20 protein-coding genes are annotated in these 22,037 nt (G+C 61.1%); 5 read left to right on the forward strand and 15 right to left on the reverse strand.

Annotation, left to right across the window (positions count from 1 at the left end):
* Positions 1 to 429 carry a ferric iron uptake transcriptional regulator gene (gene fur / locus G5380_RS05515; protein ID WP_005334301.1) on the reverse strand — a complete coding sequence of 143 codons (429 nt, stop codon included), beginning with the start codon at positions 427 to 429 and terminating at the stop codon, positions 1 to 3.
* A gap of 242 nt (positions 430 to 671) precedes the next feature.
* On the opposite strand from fur, the gene G5380_RS05520 reads away from it, so the two are divergent.
* A complete protein-coding gene (locus tag G5380_RS05520; RefSeq protein ID WP_058056010.1) occupies positions 672 to 1,145 on the forward strand; it encodes a DUF4442 domain-containing protein in 474 nt (157 codons plus the stop codon).
* A gap of 90 nt (positions 1,146 to 1,235) precedes the next feature.
* Here the strand turns inward: G5380_RS05520 and fldA are convergent, their stop codons facing one another.
* From fldA to G5380_RS05540, 4 genes are read right to left on the reverse strand one after another with little or no spacing between them, the layout of a single operon-like run.
* Positions 1,236 to 1,760: a flavodoxin FldA gene (gene fldA / locus G5380_RS05525; protein WP_005334298.1), complete on the reverse strand. Its 525-nt coding sequence runs from the start codon at positions 1,758 to 1,760 to the stop codon at positions 1,236 to 1,238.
* A 39-nt stretch (positions 1,761 to 1,799) separates the two neighbouring features.
* Positions 1,800 to 2,096, reverse strand: a complete 297-nt coding sequence (ybfE, locus tag G5380_RS05530; protein WP_005334297.1) for a LexA regulated protein — start codon at positions 2,094 to 2,096, stop codon at positions 1,800 to 1,802.
* A gap of 20 nt (positions 2,097 to 2,116) precedes the next feature.
* Positions 2,117 to 2,338 carry a DUF2788 domain-containing protein gene (locus G5380_RS05535; protein WP_005334296.1) on the reverse strand — a complete coding sequence of 74 codons (222 nt, stop codon included), beginning with the start codon at positions 2,336 to 2,338 and terminating at the stop codon, positions 2,117 to 2,119.
* Positions 2,339 to 2,393: 55 nt separating this feature from the next.
* Positions 2,394 to 3,176, reverse strand: coding sequence for an alpha/beta fold hydrolase (locus G5380_RS05540; protein WP_421205777.1), 783 nt, complete (start codon positions 3,174 to 3,176; stop codon positions 2,394 to 2,396).
* A gap of 274 nt (positions 3,177 to 3,450) precedes the next feature.
* On the opposite strand from G5380_RS05540, the gene seqA reads away from it, so the two are divergent.
* Positions 3,451 to 3,960 (forward strand): replication initiation negative regulator SeqA, encoded by a 510-nt coding sequence (gene seqA, locus G5380_RS05545; protein WP_005350541.1) that lies wholly within the window; start codon positions 3,451 to 3,453, stop codon positions 3,958 to 3,960.
* A 58-nt stretch (positions 3,961 to 4,018) separates the two neighbouring features.
* Positions 4,019 to 5,668, forward strand: coding sequence for a phosphoglucomutase (alpha-D-glucose-1,6-bisphosphate-dependent) (pgm, locus tag G5380_RS05550; protein WP_021231101.1), 1,650 nt, complete (start codon positions 4,019 to 4,021; stop codon positions 5,666 to 5,668).
* 102 nt (positions 5,669 to 5,770) lie between these two features.
* Here the strand turns inward: pgm and mltB are convergent, their stop codons facing one another.
* The 10 genes from mltB to G5380_RS05600 all read right to left on the reverse strand — a co-directional run bounded on the left by mltB (position 5,771) and on the right by G5380_RS05600 (position 15,634).
* Positions 5,771 to 6,853, reverse strand: a complete 1,083-nt coding sequence (gene mltB / locus G5380_RS05555; protein ID WP_202001272.1) for a lytic murein transglycosylase B — start codon at positions 6,851 to 6,853, stop codon at positions 5,771 to 5,773.
* A 132-nt stretch (positions 6,854 to 6,985) separates the two neighbouring features.
* Complete coding sequence (locus G5380_RS05560; protein ID WP_042010154.1) at positions 6,986 to 7,600, reverse strand: CDP-alcohol phosphatidyltransferase family protein; 615 nt, start codon at positions 7,598 to 7,600, stop codon at positions 6,986 to 6,988.
* 16 nt (positions 7,601 to 7,616) lie between these two features.
* Positions 7,617 to 8,267, reverse strand: a complete 651-nt coding sequence (locus tag G5380_RS05565) for an ATP-binding cassette domain-containing protein (RefSeq protein WP_421352488.1) — start codon at positions 8,265 to 8,267, stop codon at positions 7,617 to 7,619.
* A gap of 23 nt (positions 8,268 to 8,290) precedes the next feature.
* Entirely contained in the window at positions 8,291 to 9,925 is a 1,635-nt protein-coding gene (locus tag G5380_RS05570; protein ID WP_421231798.1) for an ABC transporter permease, read from the reverse strand.
* Positions 9,926 to 10,002: 77 nt separating this feature from the next.
* Positions 10,003 to 11,226, reverse strand: coding sequence for an ABC transporter substrate-binding protein (locus tag G5380_RS05575; protein ID WP_421352489.1), 1,224 nt, complete (start codon positions 11,224 to 11,226; stop codon positions 10,003 to 10,005).
* Between the two features lie 17 nt (positions 11,227 to 11,243).
* Entirely contained in the window at positions 11,244 to 13,397 is a 2,154-nt protein-coding gene (locus G5380_RS05580; protein ID WP_421352490.1) for an FAD-dependent oxidoreductase, read from the reverse strand.
* Positions 13,397 to 13,978, reverse strand: a complete 582-nt coding sequence (locus tag G5380_RS05585) for a carboxymuconolactone decarboxylase family protein (protein WP_421352491.1) — start codon at positions 13,976 to 13,978, stop codon at positions 13,397 to 13,399. The genes G5380_RS05580 and G5380_RS05585 overlap by 1 nt, the downstream gene beginning before the upstream one ends.
* A gap of 25 nt (positions 13,979 to 14,003) precedes the next feature.
* Entirely contained in the window at positions 14,004 to 14,678 is a 675-nt protein-coding gene (locus G5380_RS05590) for a DUF1499 domain-containing protein (RefSeq protein ID WP_216977405.1), read from the reverse strand.
* A 179-nt stretch (positions 14,679 to 14,857) separates the two neighbouring features.
* Complete coding sequence (locus G5380_RS05595) at positions 14,858 to 15,136, reverse strand: peptidylprolyl isomerase (protein WP_005334269.1); 279 nt, start codon at positions 15,134 to 15,136, stop codon at positions 14,858 to 14,860.
* Between the two features lie 123 nt (positions 15,137 to 15,259).
* Positions 15,260 to 15,634: a hypothetical protein gene (locus G5380_RS05600; RefSeq protein WP_236271099.1), complete on the reverse strand. Its 375-nt coding sequence runs from the start codon at positions 15,632 to 15,634 to the stop codon at positions 15,260 to 15,262.
* A 514-nt stretch (positions 15,635 to 16,148) separates the two neighbouring features.
* Here G5380_RS05600 and G5380_RS05605 point away from each other — a divergent pair.
* Both G5380_RS05605 and G5380_RS05610 read left to right on the forward strand, forming a co-directional pair.
* The gene (locus tag G5380_RS05605; protein WP_100646312.1) at positions 16,149 to 17,924 is read left to right on the forward strand and encodes an autotransporter assembly complex protein TamA; all 1,776 of its coding nucleotides are present in this window, start codon (positions 16,149 to 16,151) and stop codon (positions 17,922 to 17,924) included.
* 61 nt (positions 17,925 to 17,985) lie between these two features.
* Positions 17,986 to 21,786 carry a translocation/assembly module TamB domain-containing protein gene (locus G5380_RS05610; RefSeq protein ID WP_421352492.1) on the forward strand — a complete coding sequence of 1,267 codons (3,801 nt, stop codon included), beginning with the start codon at positions 17,986 to 17,988 and terminating at the stop codon, positions 21,784 to 21,786.
* Positions 21,787 to 22,037 lie beyond the last annotated feature (251 nt).

Raw genomic sequence — 22,037 nt, forward strand, 5'->3', positions numbered from 1 at the left:
TTATTCGTCGTGCTTGCACTCACCGGTAGCACAATGACCGTAGAGGTAGAGGCTGTGGTTGGTGAGACGGATATTGAATTTCTTGGCGATCTCGCGCTGACGCTGTTCGATCACTTCGTCGGAGAACTCGATCACCTTGCCGCAGTCGAGGCAAACCAGGTGGTCGTGGTGCTCCTGAGTGGCCAGCTCGAATACCGACTTGCCACCTTCGAAGTGGTGACGGGTAACGATACCGGCATCATCAAACTGGTTGAGAACGCGATAGACGGTAGCGAGACCAATCTCTTCACCCAGGTCGATCAGTCTTTTATAGAGATCTTCGGCGCTGGTGTGCTGGCAGTCCGGCTGTTGCAGGATTTCCAGGATTTTGACCCGGGGCAAGGTGATCTTGAGCCCGGCCTTTTTTAACGCTTGGTTGTTGTCTGCCATATTCTACTTATTCGCATTCTCGAAGGTGGGGTTATTCTGATGGACTGCCGCAGGAATGGCAACCTTGAACTCGCTTGGCCTGTCATTATAGGTCGTAGCCTCCCTAAAAATAAACCCAGCAATTCAAGGGGTTTAGCCATAAATGGCCGGTTGGATTGAAATAATCAATCGTGTCGTCCGACTTGCTGGCATGGCAGATGTTGATAAGATGTAACTTTCATATTTCTGGTCGGATGAGATCCATGGATTGGCTTTTTGACAATGCGGCCTGGGTGCGCCGCGCACTCAACGCCTGGCCCCCTTTCTGGGGGGCCGGTATCAAGATAGAGACCCTGAGCGATGACTTTCGCTACTGTCGGGTGACCCTGAAATCCCGCTGGTGGAACAAGAATGCCAACCGCACCCAGTTTGGCGGCAGCATGTTTGCCATGACTGACCCCATCTATCCGCTGATGCTGATGGGCTACTTCAAGAATCGCTACTACGTCTGGGACAAGGCGGGCAGCATCAACTACATCAAGCCGGGCAAGGGCAAGCTGGTGGCCGAGTTTAACCTGACCGAGGGCAAGCTGGCCGAAATCGTGGCGGCGACCGAAGGTGGCAACAAACACTTCCCAGAATTCGAGGTCTCGGTGCAGGACAAGAGCGGCGAACTGGTGGCGCAGGTCAAGCGCACCCTCTATGTGCGAGCCAAACCGGAGCACAGAGGTGAATAACAGGGGAGAATGAAGGCAGGCATTGCCACTTGCAGATACAACAAGGGCCCCGTCGGGGCCCTTGTTGTCAGAGAAATGAAGGGAGGCGGATTACTCCAGCTCGCCCAGGCACATCTCTTCGTGCAGCTGCTTGCACCAGCCCTTGACGCGCTCGGCGGTCAGCTCCGGCTGGCGATCTTCATCGATACCCAGACCGACAAAGTGCTTGTCATCGACCAGTGCCTTGGAGGCTTCGAACTCGTAGCCGGCAGTCGGCCAGTGACCGATGATGATGGCGCCTTTTGCTTCGACGATGTCGCGCAGGGTGCCCATGGCGTCGAGGAAGTACTCGGAATAGTCTTCCTGATCACCGCAACCGAAGATGGCGACCAGCTTGTTGGTGAAGTCGATTTCGCCCAGATCGGGGAAGAAGTCGTCCCAGTCGGCCTGGGCTTCGCCGTAGTACCAAGTCGGGATGCCGAACATCAGCAGATCAAAGCTCTCGATGTCGGCCTTGCTGCTCTTGGCGATGTCACGGACTTCAATCAGGTTTTTGCCCAGCTCTTTCTGGATCATCTTGGCGACAGCTTCGGTGTTACCGGTATCGCTGCCAAAAAACAGACCTACACTTGCCATAGTGTTTAGTTACCCGTATTTGGTGTTAATGCTCGACGCTCAGACTGCAATGTCCACCGCAAAGGCGGACTCAATCTGTTGTTTCAGGATAGATTGGATCAGCTCGGCTCGGCTGATGTTCTGTTGTAACGCAAGTTGGTTCAGGCGCTCCAGCAACTCGGCCTCCACCTTTAACTCTACCCGCTTCAGCCCATTTTCCCGATCGCGCTTAAGCTGGTTACGCTTGTTGATCTTGAGCTGGGTCTCGCGGGGGAGTGGATTGGTCTTTGGCCTGCCGGGGCGCTTCTCATTTGCGAACAGATCCAGTGTTGTTCGATCAGTTTGCTGTTTGGCCATACATCACAGATGAAAATAAGTTAGCCGAGTCCTGAGCCTTCCCAGCCCAGTTCGATCAGCCCCTTGGCGACAAAACCCGCACAACCCAGAAACAGTACCAACCAGACGATAAAACGACCGAAACGGGGCACGTTGCCGCGCTTGAGCACGTCCTGAATGGCCAGGCCAATCAATATGAAAATGGCCACAAAGAATAACTTGAGGCCCAAACTTTCGATCAGGTCGATATGTTCACTTAGCATGGATTGCGCACACTCCTTATGACCGGCGCACTATATCACAAAGGATTTGAAACTGTTAACCGCCTGTCGACAGGAAATCCACAACCAATTTGTTGAACAGAGCCGGTTTTTCCGCATGCAACCAGTGGCCGGTACCCGCGATGACACGCACCTTTGCCGCCGGGAATTGGGCCAGTGCCGTCTCGCTGTATTGGGGCTGCATGTAATCGGAATCCCCCCCCTTGATAAAGAGCACTGGCCCCTCGAAGCGATGCTCATCCTCTGGCCAGCCCATGATGTTGGCGTAGTTTTGCTCAAGGGCGGGCACATTGAAGCGCCAACTCCAGCCATATTCACCTTTGGCGAAGGATTTGAGCAGGAACTGGCGTACCCCGGCGATCTCGATATGCTGCGCCAGCATGGCTTCCGCTTCACTGCGGCTTTGCGGCGGCGTGCGCAGTGTGGCGTTGAGTCCGGCAAAGACATTCTGGTGGCGGGAGTGGGGATAGGCGACCGGCGCCATGTCGGCCACCACCAGTTTGGTCACCCGCTCTGGCGCCAGCTTGGCGAGCTGCATCGCCACCTTGCCACCCATCGAGTGGCCAATCAGGGCCGCTTCGGCAATCTCCAGCCGATCCATCAGGGTCAGGATGTCGGCCGCTTGCGCCGGATAGCTCATCTCGCTGCTATGAAAGGAGGCTCCGTGGTTGCGCAGATCGACGCTGATGACCCGGTACTGTTCACAGAGAGCACGGGCCAGCAGGCCGAGGTTGTCGAGGCTGCCAAACAGGCCGTGGATCAGAATGACCGCCGGCCCCTGACCCTGCTCCTTGAAGTTCAATATGCTGTTTTGTTGCAAAATGACACCTTGTCGGTCGTGGGTGCGTATCGCTGTTTTATTTAACGCACTGGAAAGAAAAGGATTTCGTCCAATGGATTGGGATTTTATGTGGTTTTTTTTCTAAAAAATCCCGTCCGGATCGGCTATCAGTGCGGCTGATCACACACTTGGCCCGCTATTATGCCGTATTCTCGATGAGATTCATGTACATCTGCCAGCCCCTTGCTTGGGCTGTCGGGTTTGCCTATGTATAATCGCCGCATCCGAATTTCGACGAGTCCAGCGCATCCCTATGAAAACCATCGAGCTTGATGACGATCTCTACTTCTATATCGCCAGCCAGACCCGGCACATTGGTGAGAGTGCCTCCGATATCCTGCGCCGTCTGCTGGAACAGCCTGCTCACCAACGTGTGCCGGTTGCCGAGCCCGTTGCTGTCGCGCAGCCCAGTACCGTAGCCACCCAACAAGGGCTGCAAGCCTTGCTCGATTCTGGTGAGCTGCAAAAAGAAGAGAAGTCCATCAACCGCTTCATGCTGGTGCTGAGTACCCTCTACCGGGATAACCCGGAAGGCTTTACCCAGGCCACCGAAATCAAGGGGCGCAAGCGCGTCTACTTCTCGCAGGATCCCGAGGCTCTGCGCGCCAGTGGTAGCACCACCAAGCCCAAGCCGGTACCGGAGACCCCGTTCTGGGTGATCACCAACACCAACACCAGCCGCAAGCAGAACATGGTTGCCCAGCTGATGGCCAGCATGGGCTATGGCGAAGAGGTGATCGCGCAGGTGTGTGGCGCCATTTAACGATTCTTCAAGACTCAGGCCTTGCCCGGCAAGGCCGCCATTACGCAAGGAAAACGCCATGGCTCAGCATTCCCACGCCGGTCAACCGGCCCGTTTAAGCGATCTGACTAACATCCCCCGTCTGGTCAGCGCCTACTACCTCAACAAGCCGGACATGAGCCGCCCCGAGCAGCGAGTTGCCTTCGGTACCTCCGGCCATCGCGGCAGCGCCCTGCACAGCGCCTTTACCGAATCCCATATTCTGGCTGTGACCCAGGCCCTGGTGGAGTATCGCCAGCAGGCCGGCATTACTGGCCCGCTGTTTGTCGGCATGGATACTCACGCCCTGTCCGAATCCGCCTTTGCCAGCGCCGTCGAAGTGCTGGCCGCCAACGGCGTTGAAACCCGCATTCAGGCTGGCCTCGGCTTTACCCCGACCCCTGTCATCTCTCACGCCATCTTGCGCCACAATGCAGGCAAACCGGCTGCCCGTGCTGACGGCGTGGTGATCACTCCGTCCCACAACCCGCCGGAAGATGGTGGCTTCAAGTACAACCCGCCTCACGGTGGCCCCGCCGAAGGGGAGATCACCAAGTGGGTGGAGGACCGTGCCAACGCGATTCTGGAAGCGGGTCTGGCTGGCGTGAAACGGATGCCGTTCGCCGAAGCGCTCAAGAGCCCGTTCGTGGTCGAGCACGACTATGTCACCCCCTATGTGGATGATCTGAAGAACGTGCTGGACATGGATGCCATCAAGAACGCGGGCATCAAGATCGGTGTCGATCCGCTGGGCGGCTCCGGTGTCGCCTACTGGGACGTCATCGCCAAGACCTACGGCCTGAATATCGAGGTGGTGAACTACAAGGTCGACCCGACCTTCTCCTTCATGACCCTGGATAAAGACGGCAAGATCCGGATGGACTGCTCCAGCCCGTTCGCCATGGCGAGCCTGATCGCGCTCAAGGACAAGTTCGACATCGCCCTTGGCAATGACCCTGACTACGACCGTCACGGCATCGTCACCAAGTCAGGCCTGATGAACCCGAACCACTATCTGGCGGTGGCGATCCAGTATCTGTTTACCCATCGTACCGGCTGGTCTGCGGATGCGGCCGTCGGCAAGACGCTGGTCTCCTCCTCGATGATCGACCGGGTTGCCGGCGAGATTGGCCGCACCCTGAAAGAGGTGCCGGTCGGCTTCAAGTGGTTCGTGGATGGCCTCTACAGCGGCGAGTTCGGCTTTGGCGGCGAGGAGAGCGCGGGCGCCTCCTTCCTGCGCAAAGATGGCACCGTCTGGACCACCGACAAGGACGGTTTCATTCTGGCGCTGCTGGCGGCGGAAATTCTGGCGGTGACCGGCAAGGATCCGCAGGCCCACTACGACGCACTGGAAGCCAAGTTTGGCCGCTCCAGCTATCGTCGTATCGACGCACCGGCCAACAGTGCCCAGAAAGCGGTGCTCTCCAAGCTGGATCCGGCACTGGTGGAAGCCTCAACCCTGGCCGGTGAGCCCATCATCGCCAAGTTGACCAAGGCGCCGGGCAACGATGCCGCCATCGGCGGTCTCAAGGTGGTGACCGAGAACGGCTGGTTCGCGGCGCGCCCCTCCGGCACCGAGTCCATCTACAAGATCTATATGGAGAGCTTCAAGGGCGACGCGCACCTCGACCTCATCCAGCAAGAGGCCCAGCAGATCGTCTCTGCTGCGCTGGCCAAGGCAGGCGTCTAAATCAGGTAGCCATCCTTGAGCCCCTGATGAGGTGGAACGTTGGATATAACAAAGGAGCCATGATGGCTCCTTTTTCATTGTCTGTTTTATGCCAGCGAGTTATCAGCGCGCCGCCTTCACCGCCAGCCCCAGCTGCCACACCGCCATGGCGTAGTGAGTGCTGTGGTTGTAGCGGGTGATGGTGTAGAAGTTGGGCAGACCGTACCAGTATTGGTAGCCGGTGCCGACATCGAGGCGCAGCAGGCTCGCTTCGTTGTGGTTGCCCAGGCTACTGGTGGGGGTGAGCCCTGCGCGGCGCAGGGTGGCGACCGGGTAGCGGGTCTGGAAGCCATGCTCATAGCCGGGCAGTTGGCCCTGACTGCGCACCGCCACCGGTTGCCCTTTCTCCCAGCCGTGGGCCTTGAAGTAGTTGGCGACGCTGCCGATGGCATCCACCGGATCCCACAGGTTGGTGTGGCCGTTGCCATCAAAGTCCACCGCATAGCGCTGGAAGCTGGAGGGCATAAACTGGCCGTAGCCCATGGCGCCCGCATAGGAGCCCTTGGGTTCGGTGGGATCCATCCCCTCATCGCGGGTCATCACCAGGAAGGCTTCCAATTCGCTCGTGAAGAATTCGGCGCGGCGCGGGTAATCAAACGCCAGGGTGGCCAGTGCATCCAGAATGCGGGTCTTGCCCATAACCCGGCCCCAGCGGGTCTCGACCCCGATAATGCCGACGATGATCTCCGGCGGCACCCCGTAGATCTGCTCCGCCCGGTTCAGCTCGCTTGCGTATTCACGCCAGAAGTTGACGCCGTTCTGTACGTTGTCGGGGGTGATGAACTTGGCGCGATAGCGGTTCCAGGCGCCGGTCGGGCCAGTGGGCTTGGCGGTGGTCGGTGCCTGGGCATCCATCAGGCGGATGATCCAGTCGTAACGCTCTGCCTGTGCCAGCACCTGATGCAGCTGGGCGTTGTCAAAACCGTGCTTCTCGACCATTTTCTGGACGAACCTGTCCACGTTGGGGCGATTGGCGAAGTCCCCCTTGCTAACCCCTTGTGTATAAACGGGTTTGCTGGATGGCGCCTGATTGATAAAGGCGCTCTTGGGCTGGGGGACGACCACGGGCTTTGGCGCTGGGGCGCTGCTGCAGCCACCGAGCAGGGGGAATAACGACAGAGTGAGAAGAGAGGCAAGGCGACGCATAGGGTTCTCAAAGAGACTGATAAAAGTGCCGTCATGGTAAAACATTGTCATCCCCGTGCAAGTGTTCCGTGTGCCTTGTTTGCCGCCAATTCATCGTGCGATGGATTAGCCCTCCGGTGAGGGCTGTGCTGTTTATGGCTGGGGGGGACGTAGAGTGTGGTAGCCGCTCCAGAGTCGGGTCAGGGTGGTGATGGCGCAGAGCAGGGCAAAGCCGTAGGCGAGCGGGGCGAAGGCGGCGGGCCACAGGCACATCAGCACAAAGAGGGCGATGGTCTCGCTCCCCTCGGTGAGGCCGCCCAGATAGTAGAGGGATTTGTGGTGGTAGACCGGATTGTCGATGCCCCGCTTGCCCGCCATGATGGCAAACGCCAGAAAGCTCGAGCCGGTGCCCATAAAGGCAAACAGCAGGGTGGCGGCGGGCAGCGCATTGGCGGGGGCGGCGAGGGCAAAGCCCAGCACCACGGCGGCGTAGAAAATAAAGTCGAGGGTGATGTCGAGAAAGCCACCGCAATCGGTGATGCCGGTTTCCCGCGCCACGGCGCCATCGAGCCCGTCCAGCAGCCGGTTGAGCAGAATGGCTGCGAGCGCCCATTGATAGCAGCCAAAGGCCAGTAGCGGCAGCGCCAACATGCCGATGGCAAAGCCGGTGAGGCTCACCTGATTGGCACTGATCCCGGCGCGGCAGAGCGGTTTGGCAAGCTGGGTGAGGGGGCTGCGGATCACGGGGATCAGATGGCGATCAAACAAGGTGAACACTCCTCGGTTAACAGTGGCATTCGGTGAGGTTGAGTATGGTGCCCGGTGCGTCTTCCGCATCGTGGGTCACCAGGATGGCGGGGATGGCCAGCGCCTTGATCTGCGCGAACACCAGCTCGCGAAAGGCGGTCCGCAGCGGCTTGTCGAGGCGGGAGAAGGGCTCGTCCAGCAGCAGGGCGTCGGGTTCCGCCAACAGCGCCCGCAGCAGACTGACCCGCGCTCGCTGACCCCCTGACAACAGTTGTGGCAGCTTGTCAGCCTGATCCGCCAGTGCGACCTGTGCCAATGCGGTCAGCGCCTTTTCCCGCCGCGCACGTTTTCCCTTGATGGTCGCAGGCATACCGAACATCAGGTTCTCCGCCACCGTCAGATGGTCGAACAGCAGGTCATCCTGAAACAGCATGCCGATGCGCCGCGCTTGCGCAGGCAAGGTGTTGAGTGGCCGCTCGCCGAGCCTTACCTCCCCCTCAAGCCGGATCGGGCCGCTATCTGTCTGCGCGCCGGGCAGTACCCCGGCCAGCCCCGCCAGCAGGGAGCTTTTACCGCAGCCGCTTGGCCCCATCAGGGTCAATACCTCGCCGGGGGCCACTTGCAGGGCGGGCAGCGAGAGCAGCAGATTTTCATCAAGGTAAAGCCGAAGAGGCGTGGTGCTCAGCATATGGCTGTTTCCATCATGAGAGTTCATCGTGAGCCGCCCCCCTTGAGCGCCGGATTGATCCGCGCCGGCAGCCAGAGCGCCAGCAGATAGATAACGAGCGGCAGCAGCAGTTGCAGCAGACCGTATAGCCCCGCCAGTCGCCGGTTGAGGCCGCTGCCGATGGCCACCGCTTCGGTGGTGATGGTGGCGACCCGGCCTGCGCCAAAGAGCAGGGTCGGCAGGTATTGGGCCAGGCTCACCGCAGCCCCCACCGCAAAGGCAAACAGCAGCGGGCGCGCCAGCAGCGGCGCTTTCACTTGCCACCAGGCTCGCCATGGCGTTGCCCCCAGCAGCAGGGCGCTCTGGGTGATCCGCGGATCGAACTGGCGATAGGGGCCGTGCAGGCACAAATAGACATAGGGAAAGACAAACAGCAGCTGACTCCAGAGCACCCAGCTCCAGCCAATGCCGCTGCTTATCGCGTCATGTGCAAGCCAGTCCAGCCCGATCCGGATGCCAAACAGCAGGCTCGCCTGCGGCAGCAACAGTGGCAGGCAGATAAGCCAGAGTGGCCAGGGGCGGCGGCCGGCTTGTGCCTCCAGACTCAGCACCGCCATCATCAGCGCGAGCAAGCCGCTCGCCAGTGCCAGCAGTGCGCTGGTTGCCAGCAGTGGCAGCAGTGTTGGCAGCAGATCCAGCCAGTAGTGACTGCTCCACTGGCTGGGCCAGAGGGCGGGAAAGGGCCAGCGGCGCGCCAGCGACCAGAGCAGCAGGGCCACCAGCACCGCCAGATTGACGGTGATCAGAGTGAATGCAGAGCCTGCTGCGAGCCGGTTGGCAAAGGAGTGGGACGCAGCCCGTTTGCCATCGAGCCAGCAGCCTTTGCTCACCTCTTGATGAAGCCACTCCAGTAATCTGAGCATGGCGATCAGCAGCGCCGTGATGGCGAGCAGCAGCAGGGCGCCGCTGGCAGTGGCGCCGCGCCAGAGCAGATCCGGGTCCTGATACCAGAGCCACAACCGCACCGCCAGCGGGGCGGGGGCATCGGGCCCGAGCAGTTGGGCGAGATCCACCACCGCCACACCGTAGGCCGCCACCGCATAGATGGGCAGGCGCAGGGCGGGCCAGAGCGCCGGTAGCAGCAGGCGCCACCAGATCTGGGGGGCGCTAAAACCGAGGCTTGCCCCCAGCCACTGCTGGCGTGCCAGCAAGATGGGCTGTTGTGCGGCCATCGCCATCAGCAGCAAAAAGGGGGTCTCCTTGAAAACGAGCAGTGCAATCAGCCCGAGCCCCCAAGGGTCGCGGATGGTCTGCCAATCGGGGGGGAGATCAAACCCCGTCAGAGCTGGCGAGATGAGCCGCAGCAGCCAACCGGAGGGGGCGAGCAAAAAGGCAAAACCGATGGCAAAGGCGACGTGGGGCATGGCCAGCATGGGCGAGAGCAGGCGGCGGAGCAGCCCGAAAGCCCGGCTGTCGCTGTGGGCCAGCAGCAAGGAGGTCAACAGCAGGCTGCCGAGGGTGGAGGCGGCGCCAATCCACAGGCTCAGCGCAGCGGAGTGCCACAGGCCTGGCTGGGCCAGCAGCAAGGCGAGATGAGAGGCGGCCATCCCCTCCGCCAGCAGTTGCCACAGCCCCGCCAGCAATGGGATGACGAAGAGTGCCAGATAAATGACCGCCATCCCCGTACTCATAGTGGGGTGGCGTGTCAACTGGCGCCACGGTCGGGAGCGGGAAAGCGGGTGACCAGCGGCACTCATCAGTGACCGTAACGCTCGGCCCAGGCCGCTTCCAGCTTGAGCTGCCAGCTGGGGTGAGGCTCGGCCACCGCTTTGAAGCGCAGTGCCGGTTGCCCCTTGGCGGGGTCAGGCAGGGCATCGGCCCGCAGCACGCTGGGATCACCCCAGAAGGCCGGATTGGCCTTGCGCGCCTGCGCCGCCGGGCTCAGCAGGAAGTTGGCCACCACCTTGGCACCCGCACGGGCACTGGCGTTGAAGGGGATGGCGAGAAAATGGCTGTTGGTGAGCGCCCCTTTCTCCATGGCTACCGCTTCCACGCTGGGGGGCAGGGCGCCAATCTGGGCGGCGCTCTGCGCCTCCTGCGGATTGAAGCTGATGGCCATGGCCAGTTCGCCATCATCGAGTAACTGGCGGGTTTCGGCGGCGCTGGTGGGGAACAGTTTGCCCTTGCGCCAGAGTGCCGGATGCAGCTCATCGAGCCAGGCCCAGAGCGGGGCGGTGAGTTGGGTAAACTCGGTATCGGTCGCCTCCCGATAGAGGGGGGCGGGGTCTGGCGTCAACTCCAGCAGGATCTGCTTGAGAAAGCTGGAGCCATGGAACTGGGGCGGCTTGGGGTAGGTGAAGCGACCGGGATGGGCCTTGGCCCACGCCAGCAGGGCTGCTGCCGAGGTGGGCGCTCTGGCGACCTCTTCGGTGTCGACCATCAGATTGAGCTGGCCGATGCCCCAGGGGGCTTCCAGCCCTTCCACCGGCAGGGTGAAGTCCTCACTCACCGGCAGGGTGCTGTCTACCAGCGCCATGTTGGGTAGCTCGGCGGTAAAGGGAGCGCCGAGCAGCCCCTGCTCCTTGAGCGCCTTGAAGTTCTCGCCGTTGACCCAGAGCAGATCGATGGGGCCGCCAGCTTGCTTGCCCGCCTGCTTGTTGGCCAGCAACTGGCTGACGCTCTGGGCAATGTCATCCACCTTCACCTGCACCAGTTTGACCTGATAGTCGCGCGCCAGCTCCTGCCCGGCCCACACCAGATAGGCGTTGATCTCCGGGCTGCCGCCCCAGGCGTTGAAGTAGACGGTCTGTCCCTTCGCCTCCTCAAGGGTCCGTTGCCAGTTATCGTCTGGGTTGGCCGCCAACAGAGGGCCGCTGGCCAGCAGGGGCAGGGCGCACAGCAGCGCATTTAGCCGCTGTTTGAGCCGAGATCTGCAGTGTGAGTTGAGGTGTGAGCAGAGCTGTGAGAATGGCTTGAGCATAAATGTTTCCCTGATTGTCAGGCGCCACGGCGCCAGCGGTGATAACGGGCCAGCAACGCCAGCACCCGGGTGGGCTGGTGGGCCCGTTTCCATTCACCTGCCACGTATTTGTTCCCCTCCATCAGGGTGGGATAGGCGTGAATGGTGCCGAGGATCTTGCCAAGGCCGAGACGGTGACGCATGGCGAGCACGAACTCGGCAATCCGCTCACCGGCGTGAGTGCCCACTATGATGGCGCCAAGGATAGTATCCTTGCCCGGCACGGTCAGCACTTCGATAAAACCGTGGCGCTCCCCATCGGCAATGGCTCTGTCCAGCTCGGCCAGCTCAAAGCGGGTCGCCTCGAAAGGAATCCCCTGCGCTTCGGCCTCCTTGCGATTGAGGCCGACCCGGGCAATCTCCGGCGTGGTGTAGGTGGCCGCCGGAATGACCCGATAGTCGGCCCGAAAGCGCTTGAACTGACCAAACAGGGCATTTACTGCCGCATACCAGGCCTGATGGGCGGCAAAGTGGGTGAACTGGTAAGGGCCCGCTACGTCTCCCACTGCCAGTATGCTGGGGAAGTTGGTGGCAAGAAAGCCATCGACCGCTATGGTGCCGCGGGGGGCAAGCTCGACCCCCAACGCTTCGAGCCCGAAGCCGCTCACATTGGCGACCCGACCCAGTGCCAGCAGCAGTTGATCCCCTTCCACCACCTGTATCTCATTGCCCCGGCGCAGTTGCAGCCGGATGGGTAGATCCCCCTCGGTTGCGGGCAGATAGTCGGCTCGTTCGGCGCGCCAGCCGGTGAGTAGCTGCACGCCATCTCGGCTCATCTGCCCGGCCAGGGCGTCGGCTACCTCTCTATCTTCGCGGGGCAGCAGTTGCTCCGAGAGTTCCACCAAGGTCACGGGAATGCCGAGCAGGGCGAAGCTCTGGGCCAGCTCGCAGCCGATGGGGCCGCCGCCCAGCACCAGCAGGCGGCGCGGCGGGGTGCGCAGCTGCCAGAGGCTATCCGAGGTGAGGTAAGGCACCTGATCCAGCCCCGGCAGCTTGGGCACCAGCGGCCGGGCGCCGGTGGCGATAACGATATGGCGGCTGGCAAGGCGCTGGCCGTTAACCTCCACCTCCCAAGGAGAGACCAGCCGCGCCTCCCCTTCGATGCATTCCACTCCAAGCCCCTGATAGCGCTCGATGGAGTCGTGGGGCTCGACCTCCTTGATGACGCAGGCGACCCGTTCCATCACGGCAGCGAAATCAGCGCTGGCTTGATTTGGGCCAAAGCCCAGTTCACTGGCCCGGCGTTGTTCGGCGGCAAAGCGGGCACTTCGGATCAGCGCCTTGGAGGGGACGCAGCCGCTGTTGAGGCAATCGCCCCCCATCTTGTGCTTCTCGATGAGCGCCACCTTGGCCTTCACCGCTGCCGCGATATAGCTGGTAACCAGCCCACCTGCCCCGGCACCGATCACCAGCAGGTTGTAGTCATAGCGAGCGGGTTTGCGATAGGGGGCGAGCAGGCGCCGCTGCGCGAGCTTGGCGGTCAATTTCTTGACCAGCCAGGGCATCAGCCCCAGCAGGGTCAACGCGACCATCAGGCCGGGGGAGAGGATATTGCCGGTGCTGGTTAACTGGCCAAGCTCGCTCCCCGCCAGCACGTAGACGAAGGTGCCGGGCAGCATGCCAAGCTGGCTGACCCAGTAGTAGGTGCTGACTCTGATGGGGGTGAGCCCCATCAGCAGATTGACCAGAAAGAAGGGGAAGATGGGGATGAGGCGCAGGCTCAGCAGATAGAAGGCCCCCTCCTTCGCCATGCCGGACTGAAAGGTGGCCAGCTTGTCGCCAAAGCGCTGCTCGACCCAGTCGCGCAGCAGAAAACGGGCGCTGAGAAAGGCCAGGGTCGCACCAATGGAGCTGGCAAAAGAGACCAGCAGCAGCCCCCAGGCGACGCCAAACACAGCGCTGCCACCCAGGGTGAGCAGGCTGGCGCCGGGCAGGGAGAGGGCGGTGCTCAGCACATAGATAAGCACGAACAGCAGGCTGGCCGAGACAAAGTGGCTGTCGACCCATTGCGCCACTGCCGCCTGCTGGGCCTGCAAGGCGTCCAGAGTGAGGTAACGGCCAAGATCGAGGGCAAAAAAGGTGCCGATAAGGCCCCCCATCACCAGTGCAAGCAGCAGGCGGGTCCGGTTCATCAGGCGTCCTTGCTGTCTGGCTGGGCAGGGCGTTCCGGTTGCACCGGCAGCTGGCAGAAGCCCTGCGGTGCGATATCGAGGGCGGCGTTGAACTTGGCCGACATGTTCTGAAAGGCGATAAGACCGGTCAGCTCCACCATGGCATCGTCGTCGAACCAGGGCTTGAGGCGGGCAGCCTGTTCATCGCTCACCCCATCGAGGCCAGTCATCGCTTCGGTATAGTCGAACACCGCTTTTTCCCGCTCGTCAAACAAGGGGCTTTCGCGCCAGTTGGCCAGCGCCTCCACTTTCTCGCTGGAACCGGCTCTCTTTACCAAGGTCATGGCGTTGATGTCGACGCAAAAACGGCACCAGTTGAGCTGGGAGACCCGCACCGTCACCAGCGAGCGCAGCACGGGATCTATGGGGGAGCGCTTGCGGTTGATGACGCCATAGAGGGTGGCGACGGCGGCAAAGAGGCGCGGCGAGCGGCCCCAGCACTTGCCCGGAATAAGCACCTGACCATAGTTGCGCTTTTGCAGCCAGAAAAAGGGGCGGATAAACCAGGCATATTCCCGGTCGGGTTTGACCTCAACGCGCATCAGTTACCTTCTTGTTGTTTCACACTTACGGTTTCAAATTGGGTTTGTAGGCCTGGCCGAGGCGCTCGTTCAGGCGGGTCAGGAAATCCTCGATCCGCGCCCGGTTGGTGCCCAGATCGCTTTGCCCCTGACGGGAGGCTGATCGCATATCGATGCGGGTCTCTTTGGGGCCAGCAAAGACCCGCAGCGCCACATCATCCTGAAAGCCGAACCAGCCGGTGGTGACCACTGCATCCAGACCGTCGGGGCTGGGTCGTACCTGCCAGCCCAGCTCCTGCATCAGCTCCTCAGCCTCAATAACCACCTCTTCGGGGGCGGTATGGGTAAAGAGAGGACCGGGTTTTGCCTCAACTGCTTTCAGCGGGGCGCTATTTATTGGCAGATCCTGCGCGGTTCTCAGCTCTGCCGCCCAGCGTAGCTGGGGGGGATTGTAGGGATCTGTGCTCACATCGTTGATCAGCGGCATGCGCAGCGCCTGTGCCACAAAGGTCAGCGGTAGCAGCAGTGGCAAGGCGCCAAGGCCGCTGGCGTAGCGGTTGCGGCTCCAGGGTAGGCGTACCAGCAAGATCAGGGAGACAAGGGCTCCGATGAGACAGATCGCAAAACCGATCCACCAGGGCCAGAGATGAAAGCGGCTGCCGAGGGCGCCAGCGAGCGGGAGTAACCAGGCCAGCAGGGGCCACAAGCAAGAGCGGGGCATAGCACGGGATCCATCGTCGAATGTGGACAATGCCGAGAAGGATAAACTTAATTGCCTGATAACGTTAGTAAATTGATGCGAGTTTGGCGTGGTTTTGGTCAGTTTCGCGAGGGGAATGCAGAGGTCGGTGAAGCCCGCCTGACGGGAGCTTCACCGAGAAAATGGTCAGTTGCGATGACTTAGTTGCGATAGAGCACTTTGATCAGATGGAAGCCGAACTTGGTGCGCACCGGCCCCAGCACCTTGAGCAGTTCACCCTTGAAGACGGCATCGTCAAAGGGCTTGACCATATCCCCTTTATTGAACTCCCCCAGATCGCCGCTGCGTTTTGCAGAAGCGCAGGTGGAGAAGCGCTTGGCCATCTGGCCGAAGTCGGCTCCCTTCTCGATCTTCTCCTTGATCTCCAGACACTGTTTTTCGGTCTTGACCAGAATGTGCTGGGCACAGGCTTTTTTCATCGGGGCGCTCCTGGGAGTGATGGCGAAGGTTGTTAACGCCAAGGGTGGTAGCAAATCGGGGCGCAAGAGTACCCCAATTTGCCACTGGCGTCAGCCATCACAGCCCGCCCTTTATCGGCCGTATTATTGGCGAGCTCGGGTGGCCAGCATGGCGCGTGGACGAGCTTGCCAGATGATCTCCAGCCCGAGCAGGGCGTAGAGGCTCCAGATAGCCAGCGGATTGAGCCATTCGCCCCCCAGTTGCAGGGTCATCAGAGCGCAACCTGCCAGCAGCAAGGTGACCCCCGGCAGCCGCCAGTGGACGGGCAGGGGGGCCAGCATCGCCATCGCCAGCAAAATGCCGAGGCCAAAAGGCAGGTTCAGGGCAGTAAAGGCCAGCGCCTGCTGGCCACTCATGCCGGTCAGCAGGGCCAGCAGGGCGCTGCAACAGGCGAGGAAGGTGATGAACTCGAGACGATCGGCAATATAGTCAGCCATCTGTTCGCTACGTGCATGCATGATGTGTCTCCTTCAGTTGATGGTTCAAGTGTGAGGGAGGGACGTCTGCAAAGGCAGCGGGATAATTCGATTGCGCTGAACGAGCAATTCTTAATCACCCGCTACGGCGGGCTTTGGCGTGTGCCGGGCCTGTTAAACGGTGAGGGTGGGGTGATGCCGACAAACTCTGTCGTGGTGGGTTTCTGGTGGTAAAGAGAGGAGGAGAGGTGACAAATGGTGCCTGATGGTGGGGTGAGCCTTATTCAGGGCAGGTCAATTCGCTTCCATCGGGAAAGCGGGCGGCGTCATTGTCACCAAAATGTGTGATTTGTGGTCAACCTCTTAAAAGATATGGCGAATTTGCCAATGGTGCTGCGCTGTCGCTGGCCGATGCCTATGTTAGGATAAGGTTCGCCATTTTTCTGGCGCGCATTTTGGTGTCACGGCCATGCACGGCATGGCGTGCTGCGCCGCATTCGGGGTTGGCCCGAAAGGGCGCTGGTTTCCTTCACCACAGATTCAGGAATATTGACCTTTGACAGGATGCATTTCATCCCTGCTGGCAGGGCGTTCACTGTCTGGCTCTGCCTTTCGCCGCGGCCTGCGGGTACTGGGGGTGGGCCTGTTGCTGTCGCTGCTGGCTTCGCCCGCGTTTGCCGCCAAGCTCACCTATCAGGTCAAGGGGTTGAAAGGGGAGAACAAGGATAACGTCGAAGCCTACCTCAATGCCCTGCCAGTCTATCAGGAGCGGCAATACCGCCCGGCCCGCGCCAAAATCACCGAGAGCGTGCAAAAGGCGCTGCAGGTTTATGGCTACTACCAGCCGAAAATCACCCTGAGTCGCGATAAGAAAACCCCGTCCAAAGTGGTGATTGAGGTGGACAAGGGGGAGCCGGTCATCGTCTCCCGCCTCGATATTCTGCTGGAGGGGGATGCGGGCAGCGACGAGCTTTACAGTGCCCTGCTGGACAAGTTGCCCCTCAAAGAGGGCGAGCCCCTCAACCACGCCAAGTATGAATCCATCAAGGCGGATCTGGGCAGCCTCGGACTGGCTCGCGGTTACTTTGATGCCAAGCTGAGCAAGAGTCAGGTCAAGGTGTTCCCGGACAAGGGGACGGCAGAGATCTTTATTCTGTTCGAATCGGGCCATCGCTACCGTTTTGGCGAGATCCGCTACGATGCCACCCCCGAAGCGCTTCACCTTATTCGCCCGCTTATCAACATCAAGAGCGGCGACCCCTATCTCGCCATCCGTCTGGCCGAGATGTCGCAGGATGTCTCCTCCACCAAGCTGTTCCGTCAGGTCGATATCAAGCCGGTATTGAGCGAGGCGAGCAACTATCGGGTACCCATCGCGGTGACGCTGGATAACCGGGTCGATCACGAAATCGAGACCGGTATCGGTTATGCCACCGACGTGGGGCCGCGGATGAGTGCCACCTGGGAGAAGCCCTGGGTCAACCGCTATGGCCACCGTCTCTTTGCCACCGCCAAGGTGTCTGCGCCGGAGGCAGAGCTCAGCTTCGACTATCAGATCCCGGTGGGTAACCCGCTGCGGGACTACTACTCCATCCAGACCGGTTACCAGTACAAGGACAACAACGATACCCGCTCCGATCTCACTACCATCGGTGTGCACCGCTGGACGCGACGGCCGGAGAGCTGGGATCGGGACGTCTTTATCCGGCTGGAGAACGAGATCTATACCCAGGGTGCCGACGAGGGGAACAGCTTGCTGCTGATCCCCGGGGTCTCCTGGTCCCGACTGCGGGTGCGCGGCACCCTGGTGCCCGATTGGGGGGATCGCCAGCAGCTGACGCTGGAGTTCTCCGATCCCAGATGGGGCTCCGACATCAGCTTTATGCGGGTGTGGGGGCGCAGCAAGTGGCTGCGAACTCTTGGTGATAACCACAGATTCCTGATGCGGGCCGAGCAGGGGGCCATCATAGGTGACAGCTTCTCGTTGGTGCCGCCGTCTTTGCGCTTCTTTACCGGTGGCGATCAGACGGTGCGCGGCTTTGGTTACGAGAGCATCTCCCCCACCGGGCCGGATGGCAAGCTGACCGGTGGCCGTTACACCAGCGTGGCCAGTCTGGAATACAACTACCGCTTCAGCGAGAAGTGGCTGGGGGCCATGTTTGTGGATGGCGGCACCTCAACCACCGATTACAGCGAGCCTTGGAAAATAGGTACCGGCGTCGGTGTGCGCTGGGTCACCCCCATCGGCCAGGTCAGGCTGGATCTGGCGGTCGGGGTATCGGAGGAGGACAAGCCCTTGCGGCTGCATTTCGCATTGGGGCCTGAATTATGATGTTGTCTAAACGCTTTTTTCTTTGGCCGCTGCGGCTGTATCTTGCGCGGGGGTCTGCATTGTGATCTGGCTAAAACGTATTTTTCTCTGGCTGATGGGGCTGGTGTTCCTGCTGCTCATCGGCGTCAGCCTGCTGGGCTTTACCCATCAGGGCAACAAGTGGTTGTGGCAACAGGCCAAGGGAGCGCTGCCTTCTCTCAAGGGGGAGCTGGTGGCCGGTCAGCTTGGCTATGGCTGGACTCTGGAAGGGGCGGGTTGGCAGGATGAGCTGGTGGATGTCACGGTGGATCGCGCCGTGCTCGACTGGGATCTTGGCAAACTGCTGCAGGGCAAACTCTGGATCAAATCGCTTGAAGTGACTCATCCGGTGGTGAAGGTGGCCGACTCGGAGCCTGCACCGGAAGAGCCGTCGGAGCCTTTTGTCTGGCATCCGCTCCCCCTCAAAATTCAGGTCGACAGCCTCAAGGTGGCTGACCTCGATCTGGCGGTGCCCGGCGTGGCCGTGACCCTGGGGTCCCTCGATATCGGCTCCACCCTCAACCGCAAGGGGCTGATTGTACGCGGCCCGGTGCTCGATAACTTGAAGGTGACGCTGGATGATGCGGCACCCGCCAGCGCAGCCAAATCCGCCAAGCAGCCGGCCGCTAACGAGAAGCAAGCCGGTGCTGCGGTGGCGCGCAACGACAAGGCCAGCGCCAAGACCGTCAAACAGGGCAAAGGGACGCCAGCTGCGAACACGGCAAAGGCTGCCCCCATTCTCCTGCCCGCCATTCATCTTCCTTTCCCCATCCAGCTGGAAGGGGTCAGCGCGACCCGGGTGCAATATAAGCAGGGCGAGCTGATTGAAGGGCTCGACAGGCTGCTGCTGTCGGCCACTGCTGCCGACGATCGCATCGAGGTGCGCGAGTTCTCGCTACGCCACGCCATGGCCGATCTGGCGCTCAAGGGCCATATCCAGCTCAGTGACGACTACCCGCTGGCGGTGACGCTGGATGCCAAGGCCCGCAAGGGACTGCTGGATGGCGAGTTGCAAGGGGAGCAGGCCACGCTGGCGCTGAACGGTTCGGTTGGCAAGCTGGGGTTGGCGTTGTCGGCCAAGGGGCCGGTTGCCGCCAATCTCAAGGGCTCGCTGGCCGCCCTCGACCCAGATCTGCCCTTTGATCTGGCCCTCGACTGGAAGAGCCTCGGTTGGCCTCTTCACAAGCCAGCCAAAGATGAGCCGAGCTATCGGCTGGACAAAGGGAGCCTGACTGCCAAGGGCAAGCTCTCCGGCTACCAGTTTGCCCTCAATACCTCCGGCAAGGGGACCGATGTCCCCCCCTTCAAGCTTGCGCTGGACGGCAAGGGGGATCTGGAGCGGCTCAGCAAAATAGCCTTGCAGCTCAATGCCCTCAAGGGGGAGTTGAAGCTCGATGGCAAGCTCGCCTGGAACAAGGGGATCGAGTGGCAGGGAACCACCCTGTTCAAGGGGATCAATCCGGCCGAGCTGCTGCCCGAGCTGAAAGGGACGCTGGCCGGTGAGCTGGAGAGCCGTTTCGTGATGAACGAAGCGGGCCACTGGGAGCTGAAACTGCCCAAGCTCAAGGTGGATGGCAAACTCAACCAGTATCCGCTGGCCCTCAAGGGGGAGCTTAGCGGTAACGACAAGATGGAGTGGCTGATCCCGACGCTCTCGCTGCAAAGTGGCCCCAACCAGTTGCAGGCCAAGGGCAGTATCAGCAGCGCCCAGTGGAAGCTCGATGCCAACCTGCTGGCTCCCCAGCTGGGGGGCATCTATCCCGGCCTGAAAGGGGATATCAAGGGACAGGTGAAGGTCAGTGGCAATCAGCAGACGCCAAAAATCGATGCGGATCTCGCCTCCGAGCGGCTCTACTATGCCGGCACCGACATGAAGGGTATTAGCCTCAAGGGCAATGCGGCGATCGGCGCCAAACCGGCCGGTGATCTCGCGTTGTTGGTGGCGCAGTTGAAACAGGGCGAAACCAAGCTCAGCCAGCTTGCCCTGAACCTCAGCGGCGATATCAGTCAACATCTGTTGACCCTGACCATGAAGGGTGACCCTGTTGCGGCCAACCTCAAACTGGGTGGCGGCGTGCGCGGGGATCACTGGCGCGGGGCGCTCTCCGAGTTGCGGCTGAAAACCCCGCTGCGCCGTTGGGACTTGAGCTCCCCGTGGGCACTGGATCTCGATCTGCCGCGTCAGCGTCTGGCGATGGGGGATCTCTGCCTCGGCTCCCAGGGGGCCAGCCTCTGCGTCAAGGGGAGTCAGGTTTCCGCTGCCCAGGGGACTCTGGAGTTTGCCCTGAGCGAGTTTGATCTCAAGCGGCTGCGCCCCTGGTTGCCGGACAACTTCCGCTGGCAGGCGATGCTCTCCGCCGATGGCCGCGCCAGCTGGCGTGGCAATCAGCCGACCCTGCATGCGGTGGTGCGCACCACGCCGGGCACTTTTGTGGCTGATGGTCTCAAGACTGATTATCAGCAGCTGGCCCTAGCCCTGGATTTCGAGCGGCAGCAGGCGGCCATTCGCCTCGATTTTGCCTCCAAGCAGATCGGCAATATCGATACCGATCTGCTGATCAAGGAGCCTGCCGGTCGCGGTTTGCTAGGTGGTCAGCTCAAGTTTGACGATCTCAAGCTCAATACCTTTGCGCCGCTCATCCCTGAGGTGCGCTCCCTGCAAGGGATCATCTCCGCCGATGCCCGCTTCGACGGCACCCTGGCGGCGCCCCTGCTGTTTGGCCAGCTCAACCTGCGTGACGGTGAAGTGCAGACTCACTCCGACATGGTGACCCTGACCAAGCTGGTGACCCGCCTCAAGATCGAAGGCAACCGTGCCGAGCTCGATGGCTCCATGCTGGTGGGCAAGGGGCCGCTGGCGTTGGGCGGCTGGCTCAGCTGGGCCAAGATGCCGGTCAGCGGCAGCCTCACCATTCAGGGCAAGGATCTGGAGGCGCAATATCCGGGCATGGGCCGGGTCAGAGTCTCTCCCGATATCGCGGTGTCGCTGGGGGAGGAGACCCGGATTACCGGTCAGGTGGATATTCCCTGGGCGCGCATTCTGGTCAAGAGCTTGCCGGATTCGGCGGTTGCGGTCTCCGATGATGTGACCGTGGTCTATGACGATCTGCCCCCGGCTCCCAAGCAGGCAAGTCTGCCGCTGGCGATGAAGGTGGCGATCCGCCTTGGCAACGATGTGAAGCTCGATGCCATGGGGTTGAAGACCGATGTCTCCGGTGGCCTCAATATCCGTCAGGATCCCGAGAAACCGCTGGCAGGCAACGGCCAGCTGGTGCTGACCAATGGCCGCTTCAAGGCCTATGGTCAGAACCTCATCATCAAGGAGGGGCGGATCCTCTTCTCCGGTCCGCTGGATCGGCCCTTCCTCAACATCGAGGCCAACCGGGATCCCGATACCATCGAGGGTCAGGTGACGGTCGGGGTGCGGGTGACTGGCCCTGCCAGCAAGCCGGAGATCACTGTCTACTCCGAACCGCAGATGGCGCAGTCGGAACAGCTCTCCTATCTGCTGCGCGGCAAAGGGTTGCAGACCGGCGGTGAGGATGGCGGTTTCAACGGCCTGCTGGTAGCCGGCGCGGTGAGTCAGGCCAACGGCGTGGTGTCGAGCATCGGCGAGTCGCTGGGGATGAGCGATGTCTCCCTCGATACGGCGGGCAGTGGTGACAACACCCAGGTGACTCTGTCTGCATATCTGCTGCCGGGCCTGCAGTTCCAGTACGGGGTCGGGGTCTTCAGCCCCATCGCCGAGTTCAAGCTGCGCTACGAGGTATTGCCACGGCTCTATCTGCAGGCGATGAGCGGGGTGGCTCAGGCGGTCGATATCTTCTATCGCTTTACTCTGTAACGCTTCATCCCGTAACAGGGCTGATATGAATCTAAACGGGAGGCGCAGGCCTCCCGTTTTGTATTGCTCGATCGGCCGCGGGCAAGCCGTGATAAAGGTTGGCAGTGCAGAGGGAGAATGAATTGCGATGGGCCAAAAATGCGAAAACCCGGCACTAGGCCGGGTTTTCTGAATTATGGTGGAGGGAGAAGGATTCGAACCTTCGAAGGCAGAGCCGTCAGATTTACAGTCTGATCCCTTTGGCCGCTCGG

Source organism: Aeromonas sp. 604443, assembly GCF_049170315.1.
Lineage (GTDB): Bacteria > Pseudomonadota > Gammaproteobacteria > Enterobacterales > Aeromonadaceae > Aeromonas > Aeromonas veronii_A.